This is a genomic window from Corallococcus sp. CA047B, from assembly GCF_003612065.1.
GTDB lineage: Bacteria > Myxococcota > Myxococcia > Myxococcales > Myxococcaceae > Corallococcus > Corallococcus praedator.
Genome location: NZ_RAWD01000022.1, coordinates 44,841 through 52,135, shown reverse-complemented (window position 1 = coordinate 52,135; position 7,295 = coordinate 44,841). Strand labels below are relative to the sequence as shown.

Genomic DNA, 7,295 nt, shown 5'->3' with positions numbered 1-7,295 from the left:
AAGAGACAGGTCCCCACCCGTGGCGCCCTCGCGCTGCTGGTCCTGGGCATCCTCACCAGCGGGCTCGCCATCTACCAGTGGATGGAGCTGCTCACGCTGCGCGCGGGCGGTTCCACCAGCTGCGGCATCAGCGAGCAGGTCAACTGCGAGACCGTCTGGAATTCGGACTTCGCCAGCGCGGTGCATGACACGCTGGGCATCCCCATCGCCGGCCTGGGCCTCGTGTGGGGGCTCGCCGCCGTGGGCCTGTCCGCGCTGTACCTCGCGTGGGCCAAGGCGAAGCGCTCCGTGCGCCCGGCCACCAACGGCCTGCGCCTGCTGGCCGCCGCGGGCATCGTCTCCGTCGTCGTCTTCGCCGGGGTCAGCGCCCAGGTGGGCGTGGTGTGCCCCACGTGCCTGGGCACCTACGCGCTGGTGATTGCCTTCGCGGGCGTCGCGTGGAAGGGCCTCCCCGGTCCCCTGCTGCCCCAGGCGGGCGAGTGGGGCGACGCGCTCAAGTGGACGGTGGGCATCTCCGCCGTCGCCTTCGTGGCCATGCAGATGCCCGGCCGCGCCACCCCGCACGCGCAGAAGGCCGGCGCGTTCCTGCCGGGCGCGACGGCCCCGGCGAAGATCACCTATGGGGATGAGGTGGAGCCCCCGCCCGTGACGCCGCCGACGCTGGAGGCCTACCTGGCGAGCCTGCCCCAGGAGCAGAAGCAGTACCTGTCCAACGCGCTCGCCCAGTACCGCGCCGCCACCCCGGAGCCGGCCCTCTACCCCGCGCGCCGCATCTACGGCCCCGTGGACGCGCCCGTGAAGGTGGTGGAGTGGACCGACAGCAAGTGTCCTCACTGCAAGTCGCTGGTGGAGGAACTGGCGGCCATCAAGCGCGGCTCGCCCGAGGGCCGGCTGTCCGTGGAGGCCCGTCACTTCCCGCTGGATGGCGCGTGCAACCCGGCCATTCCCCGCCGGGGCCCGGACGCGCCCAGCGTGCGGTGCGAAGCCGCCAAGGCGATGGTGTGCCTGGAGGACGCGCAGGACTTCTGGAAGCTGCGCAACCGGCTGTTCGCCTCCCAGGCCTTCCTGAGCACGGACAAGGTGATGGAGATCGCCACGTCCGGCTCCGTGGCGCGCCCGCAGCTGGAGGCGTGCATGAGCAGCCCCCAGACGCTGGGCAAGCTGCGCCAGGACGTCGAGTACGCCATGAAGTTCAACATCCAGGGCACGCCGCTGGTGCTGTTGAACGGCCGGCAGGTGCCGCCGTCCGCGCCGCTCATCTACTCGCTGGTGCTGGCCAACGGTGACCCCAACCACGCGGCCTTCGTCGTGCTGCCGCCCGCCCGCGCGCCGGTCGGCGGTGGCGGCCACGAGGGCCACGCCCACCCGTAGGAGTCACCGCACGCCATGGGCAAGCGCGACAAGAAGGACGAGGCCCCGGCGTCCCCGGGGCCCTTCAACAACCCCTTCGCCGCCCTGTCCGCGCAGCGGGAGGCGCTGCCCGTGGGGCCGCCTCCGCCCGCGCCCAAGGCGAAGCCCGAACCCAAGGGCCCCGCGCGCGCCGTCGTGCGCATGGAGCGCAAGGGCCGGGGCGGCAAGGAGGTGACGGTGGTGGAGCAGTTGGGGTTGCCCGCGGCCCAGCTCGACACCTGGCTCAAGGCGCTCAAGGGCGGCCTGGGCTGCGGCGGCGTGGTGGAGGAGGACGCGCTGGTGTTGCAGGGCGACCAGCGCGAACGGCTTCCCGCGCTCCTGGAAGCGCGGGGCGTCCGCAAGGTCATCATCGGCTGAGGCTCAGGTGAGGCGCGGGGTGGAGGGTTTGCTCCACCCCGGTGCTGCGCGCCGGGCCTACAGCGCGGCGATGATGGCGTCGGTGAACTCGCGCGTGGTGGCGCTGCCGCCCAAATCGCCAGTGCGCACCTTCACGTCGCCGCCGTAGACCTTCTGGATGGCGCCCTGCATGCGGCGGGCTTCGTCCTTCAGGTCCAGCCACTCCAGCATCATCACCGCGGACATCATCAGCGCGGTGGGGTTCGCGATGCCCTTGCCCGCGATGTCCGGGGCGGTGCCGTGCACGGCCTCGAAGACGGCGGTGCGCTCACCGATGTTGGCGCCCGGCACCATGCCCAGGCCGCCGACGAGGCCCGCGCACAGGTCGCTGACGATGTCGCCGTACAGGTTCTCCGTCACCATCACGTCGAACCGGGTCGGGTCCTTCACCAACTGCATGCAGAGGTTGTCGACGATGACCTCGTCGTACGTGATTTCGGGGAACTCGCGGCCGACCTTGCGGCAGCAGTCCAGGAAGAGGCCGTCCGACAGCTTCATGATGTTCGCCTTGTGGATGGCGGACACCCGCTTGCGGCCGTTCTTCCGGGCGTACTCGAAGGCGAAGCGCGCGATGCGCGTGGACGCCTTCTCCGTGATGATCTTCAGCGCCTCCACGACGCCCGGCACCACGATGTGCTCCAGGCCGGCGTAGAGGTCCTCGGTGTTCTCACGCACGACGACCAGGTCGACGTTCTCGTAGCGCGTCTTGACGTTGGGGACGCTCTTCACGGGGCGCAGGGACGAGTACAGGTCCAGCCGCTTGCGCAGGCCGACGTTGGCGGACGGCAGGCCACCGCCGACGACGGTGCCGGTGGGGCCCTTGAGGGCGACGCCGCTCTTGAGGACCGCTTCCACCGTCTCGTGGGGGAGGTTGGTGCCGAACTTGGCCACGACCTCCGCGCCGGCGTCCTTGAACTCGAACTCCAGGGGGACCTTGAGCGCTTCGAGGACGCGAATGGTGGCCGCCGAGACCTCGGGACCGATGCCGTCGCCGTTGATGACCGTCACAGTGCGCGTATTCGCCATGGGGGCGGTTCACACCACAAATCCGGGGGGGCCGGAAGGACGAAAACGGGCCTGTTTCATCCCGGGGCATGGGCCCCATCAGGCTAGGCCGGGCTCCGCGCACCCCTGCCCGGCCGGGGTGCGAGGGGTGGGCCTGCTCGGGGGCTCCAGGCCAGGGTGGACGTCCGGCATGGCCCGGGCCTTGTGACGCCGGTGCGACGCTGGACGCGGAGGACCTGGCCGCGTTCCAGACGCTCGACCGGGGGGACCGCATGGGTGGACCCGGTCGTCTGCGTGGAGGGGTAAAGGGCGCTATCGCTGGACCGCGAGGATGCGCCATCCGCGCACGTCGACAGCGTAGGTGGCGCCCAGGTCCAGGGTCAGGCCCTCCAAAGCGCAGACGCCCTTGCCGGGCGTGAAGGCCACGAGGACGACATCCTCGGACAGGTTCTTGGCGAGGACGTCGTAGGACTCACGTCGCATGAGGCAGACCTCGTCCGGTGTGGCATTCCGAGGAGGCCTGGCATCCCGCGGCAGGAAGTCGTCCATGGCGAGCTGGACCGCCGCGGAGTGGGTGCTCGGGATGAAGGTGTGCTCTCCCGGTGGGAAGCCCAACGGGAACTGGAACGCGGCGGCCTCCGCTGGGGGCGCATGTTCCGGTCGGAACGGGCGCTGGAAGAGACCGCACCCCGTCAACGACAGGGCCATGAGGAGGAGGGTGGGCTGGTTCATGGTGATTCCGTCGGGGACGCTACTTCGCCTCCACCGGGGTGACGATTCCCAGGTCCTTGTCCAGGGATGACTGAAGGAGGCCGATCAGGATCCACGTCGCGTTTCGCCGCACATAGACCTCTCCCGGATGGGCGACGTGCTTGTAGGGCAGGTACTTCATGACGGTGCATCCCCGGTCGAATTGGATCCGGATGAACCAGAGTTGGTTGTCATTCTTGAGGTCGAAGATGGACAGGGGCGAAGGCGACCACGGATGGCTGTGATAGTCGGCCAGGGTCGAGGTTCGTCCCCTCGCATCCACCACACGACTGGGTGGGGTGCACTGCTTGCGCCTGGAGGCGCCCACCGGAACGGTCTTGCCCAGAGGGGAGGCGTGACTGGCGTAATAGGTGCCGTCGCCCAGTGAGTAGATGGCTCCGCAGTATTCCTGGCCGTAGTCGTTGGCGGCGGCACCCTCCAGTTTCATGATGGCGGGGCAGAGCTGGTCGATGACCTCATCCACATCCGTGGACGGCTGGATCTCCTCCCACGGGCCCTGGACCCAGACCGTGTTTCCGGTACGCCCGAACAAGCTGCCCTCGTTCCTCACGCGATAGGTGCTTCCTGCGCAGGCGGAGAGCAGCGCGGGCAGGAGCCAGCGAAGGGAAGGGCGCGTCCTCATCTGCCTCGTGTTCTATGGCAAGAACACGAGCGCGCGGAAGTCGCTGCGTTTTCGTGAAGGTCGTCACCCGCTCAGTGGTCGAACGGCGGCGGTGAGCGGGGCTGCGTGGGGCGGTTGGGCGCCGCGCGGCGCGGGCGCTTGCGCCGCTGGATGGCGTAGGGCCGGTAGAAGGTCTCCCACATCGCGGCCCGGCGTCCTCGTGGGCGCGTGCGCAATTCGCCCAGCGGCGCCCGGATGAAGAAGGACGCGATGAAGAGGTAGCCCGCAGCCAGGGTGATGAGCAGCAGTGAGCCCATCACCATCGGACCGGGGATCCACGCCACGTGGGCCCGCTCCGTGAAGTCGTCGAAGTCGCGAGGCGGTCGCGGGTGGCTGTAGACCTTGAAGAACCACGTCACCAACAGGACGATGAGGATGGGGCCATACGCGCGGTTGAGCCGCGTGGCGATGGCCGATCCCAGCGACAACTGGATCTGCGGCCGCGACATCTCCACCGCCAGCTCCCGCAGGGCGTCTGGATCCACCGGCTCGCGCCGCAGCATCGGTGCCCACCAGCCGTCCTCCAGCAGACGCACCCGGCGGTTCCACAGGTCGTAGTACCGGTAGCGGCGCGCCTCGATGAGCAGGAAGGACACCACCATCCAGATGCCCACCAGGAACGTCACGTGCGAACTCTCCGGCGTCGCGAAGCCGAAGGAGATGACCGCCGCCGTCGTCGTGAGCGCCCAGTTCGTCGTCGTGTCCAGCCGCGTACGCCACGTGTCCGAACGGCTCAGCTCCCCACGGAAGAGCTGCGCCATGGCCTGCTGGGAGACCAGCGGCTGTTCGAGATCATTCTGTCTGCGCTCTTTGACGCTCATCCGTGACTGGGAAGGTGGGGACGACCGCCGCCCCTGACCAGGGGAGGCAGCCAGTCTGGCCCTCGTGCCCCGCGACGGCCCCGGGGCTGTGCGGAGGCGGACATTCACGCGCGGCGTCACCAGGGGGGCCGGGTGGCTGGGCGCCCGGAGCGTGCGCATCGTCCGCCCTTGAGCGTGCCTTCCGATACCGCCATCACCGCCCTGTCCGGCCTGCTCTCCGACGAGGGCGAGCGCATCACGCGCCTGTGGGCCAAGCGCCTGCGCGCGGAGACCTACGAGGTGGAGGTCCCCGGCCGCGACCTGCGCGCCCCCCTGCGCCACCTGCTGGACGAGCTTGCCCGCCTGCTCCGCGACCGGGGAGAGGACGCCGTGCGGCTGTGGCCGGAGGTGGTGCGCTCGCACGGGGCCTACCGGTACGACCAGAACTTCGAACCCGAGGACCTGACGCGCGAGTTCAAGTCCCTCCAGGAGGTGCTGCTCTACGTCTACTCGCGCCGCAACGGGGGCGTCATCGACTCGGACGTCGCGGAGCTGGTGTCGGAGCTCATCTGGGAGGCGGATGCGTCCGCGCAGGCGTCCTACGCGCGCGTGCTGAAGACAGAGGAGGTCCGCTTCCGCGAGGCCGCGGTGATGGAGTCGGTGCTCAACCACGTGGAGGTGGGCATCCTGCTGGCGGAGACGGACGGCATGGTGTCCTTCGCCTCGCCGCCGGTGAGCCGCTTGATGGGCGTGCCCATGCGCGCGGTGGTGGGCGCGCGCGCCGCCGGCTCCCTGGCCCCCGTGCTGACGCAGGTCAACGCCCGCCACCCGACGGGTGAGCCCTTCCGAGTGCAGGACATGCCGTTCCTGCGCTCGCTGCGGGAGAAGGGCCCGGTGCGCGGTGTGATGATGGTGGTGGAGCGCCCTGGCGGCAGCGACGCCACGCTGGAGATGAGCGCCACGCCGGTGTGGGAGGAGGACCACGTCCTGGCCGGCGTCATCCAGACCTTCAGCGACCGGACCGAAGCGGCGGTGAAGACCAAGGCGCTGGAGAACGCCCACGAGGAGGTGCGCAGGCTCCAGGGGCAGCTGCTGCGCCGCACGCGGCAGCAGGCGCTGGGGCAGTTGGCGAGCGGCGCCGCGCACGCGCTCAACAACTTCCTCAACGTGCTGCGGCTGCGCATCACGCTGCTGCAACGCGAATACAAGCCGGAGCACGTGGAGGCGCTGGACAAGACGGTGCGCCAGATTGGCGAGCTGGTGGCGCGGCTGCAGGAGTTCAGCGTGCAGCGCACCGAGGAGCTCCTGGCCGAGGTGCCGGTGGACCAGACGGTGCGCGAGGCGCTGGAGCTGGCGCGAGGTGAACTGGAGCAGCGCGAGCACCCCGTGCACACGGAGCTGGACCTGGGCTTCCCGTGGGGCGTGAAGGCGGATGCGGGCTTCTTCCGCGAGCTCATCGTCAACCTGCTGCTGTCCGCGAGGGACCGCATGGACGGTGGTGGAACGCTCCTGGTCCGCACCCGGCCGGAAGGGGATGGATGGCTGGCGTTGCGCATCGACGACGGGGGCTCTCCCTACGCGGTGGAGGAGCTGGCGCGGCTGTTTGATCCGCTGCGCCGCGACCCGGGCGCGCCGCAGTTCTCGCTGTTCCTGGCGGTGGCGCGCACGCAGGTGCAGCGCTGGGGTGGAGAGCTGACGGTGGAGAACCGGCCGGACGGCTCGGGCGCGAGCTTCGCCGTGCGGCTGCCGCGCTTCCGTGACACCGCGGAGGACGTGGAGGCGCTGTCGCCGCTGCCCCCGCAGCTGGCTCCGGGAGGCGTGCCGCACCTGAAGCGGCCCGCGCGCCGCGTGCTGGTGGTGGACGACGACCTGGACAATGCGCGGATGATGGCCGAGGTGCTGGGCGAAGAAGGCTACGACGTGCAGGTGGCGCACAGCCCGGAGGTGGCCTTGCGCATCTGGGAGAAGCACGCCTTCGACGCCGCGCTCCTGGACGCGGTGATGCCGGAGATGACCGGCTGGGAGCTGGCGCGGGAGCTGCGGCAGCGCTCGCCCCAGGCGTTGCTGGCCATCGTCACCGGCGCCGACGTGCGCGGGCAGAACCGCGCGAGCCTTGCGTTGGTGGACGCGGTGTTCCGCAAGCCCATCGACGTGGGGGCCCTGGACGAGTTCCTCACGCAGACCCGGAGCGAGGACGAACCCGCTGAAGGGCTGGGCGCTCCCGACCCGGCCCACTAGAGTCCCGGCGCGTG

7 protein-coding genes are annotated in these 7,295 nt (G+C 70.1%); 3 read left to right on the top strand and 4 right to left on the bottom strand.

The genetic code is table 11. The annotated features are described in order from the left end of the window. Together D7X74_RS06280 and D7X74_RS06275 are read left to right on the top strand one after the other, a co-directional pair. The coding region (locus D7X74_RS06280; RefSeq protein ID WP_120531994.1) for a thioredoxin domain-containing protein at window positions 1–1,371 on the top strand (1,371 nt) is incomplete at its 5' end. A 15-nt stretch (window positions 1,372–1,386) separates the two neighbouring features. Then, window positions 1,387–1,767, top strand: coding sequence for a translation initiation factor (locus D7X74_RS06275; RefSeq protein WP_120531993.1), 381 nt, complete (start codon window positions 1,387–1,389; stop codon window positions 1,765–1,767). Between the two features lie 57 nt (window positions 1,768–1,824). On the opposite strand, the gene D7X74_RS06270 is transcribed toward D7X74_RS06275, so the two are convergent. The 4 genes from D7X74_RS06270 to D7X74_RS06255 form a co-directional block, all read right to left on the bottom strand. After that, complete coding sequence (locus tag D7X74_RS06270) at window positions 1,825–2,832, bottom strand: isocitrate/isopropylmalate dehydrogenase family protein (RefSeq protein WP_120531992.1); 1,008 nt, start codon at window positions 2,830–2,832, stop codon at window positions 1,825–1,827. 291 nt (window positions 2,833–3,123) lie between these two features. Further along, window positions 3,124–3,543 carry a hypothetical protein gene (locus D7X74_RS06265; protein ID WP_120531991.1) on the bottom strand — a complete coding sequence of 140 codons (420 nt, stop codon included), beginning with the start codon at window positions 3,541–3,543 and terminating at the stop codon, window positions 3,124–3,126. 19 nt (window positions 3,544–3,562) lie between these two features. Continuing rightward, the gene (locus D7X74_RS06260) at window positions 3,563–4,114 is read right to left on the bottom strand and encodes a hypothetical protein (protein ID WP_233601997.1); all 552 of its coding nucleotides are present in this window, start codon (window positions 4,112–4,114) and stop codon (window positions 3,563–3,565) included. Between the two features lie 161 nt (window positions 4,115–4,275). Continuing rightward, window positions 4,276–5,064, bottom strand: a complete 789-nt coding sequence (locus D7X74_RS06255) for a DUF2270 domain-containing protein (RefSeq protein WP_120531989.1) — start codon at window positions 5,062–5,064, stop codon at window positions 4,276–4,278. Window positions 5,065–5,238: 174 nt separating this feature from the next. Here D7X74_RS06255 and D7X74_RS06250 point away from each other — a divergent pair, with 174 nt between their 5' ends. Further along, window positions 5,239–7,281, top strand: coding sequence for a hybrid sensor histidine kinase/response regulator (locus tag D7X74_RS06250; RefSeq protein WP_120532005.1), 2,043 nt, complete (start codon window positions 5,239–5,241; stop codon window positions 7,279–7,281). Window positions 7,282–7,295 lie beyond the last annotated feature (14 nt).